This is a genomic window from Streptomyces flavofungini, assembly GCF_041028215.1.
GTDB lineage: Bacteria > Actinomycetota > Actinomycetes > Streptomycetales > Streptomycetaceae > Streptomyces > Streptomyces flavofungini_B.
Map to the genome: position 1 here is coordinate 1 of NZ_JASKYR010001554.1, position 460 is coordinate 460.

Annotated in this window: 1 protein-coding gene; it reads left to right on the top strand. The window is 74.6% G+C overall.

The window, feature by feature from the left end:
- On the top strand, nt 1–427 hold a 427-nt coding region (locus tag AB8Z36_RS42150; RefSeq protein ID WP_369218578.1), incomplete at its 5' end, for a helix-turn-helix domain-containing protein.
- Nucleotides 428–460: the final 33 nt, after the last annotated feature.

A 460-nucleotide genomic window follows, 5' to 3' on the forward strand; every position in this document is an offset into this window, starting at 1 on the left:
CCCCGGGGCCGCAGGGAACACGGCCGACCTGATCCTCGCGCCCGCCGATGAGCACGCGCGCGTGGCGGCACTCGACGCCTTCCTCCTGGGCCTGTCCTCCGCACCCGATCCGCAGGCCGACCTCGCCATGGGCCTGGTCGACCGTATCCGCGAGGACCGCTCGATCCGGCGCGTCGCGCCCTTCGCCGCCGCGCAGGGCCTGTCGGTACGGGCGCTGCAACGGCTCTTCGCCGCGTACGTGGGGGTGAGCCCCAAGTGGATCATCCTGCGGTACCGCATCCACGAGGCCCTGGAGCGTGCCGAGACGGCGACGGACGTGAACTGGGCCGCTCTCGCGGCGACGCTCGGCTACGCGGACCAGGCGCACCTCGTACGGGACTTCACGGCGACGGTGGGGGTGCCGCCGACGGCGTACGGGCCTCGGTAGGGGTGGGGCGCGGCTCGCGGCCGGGGCGTTGTC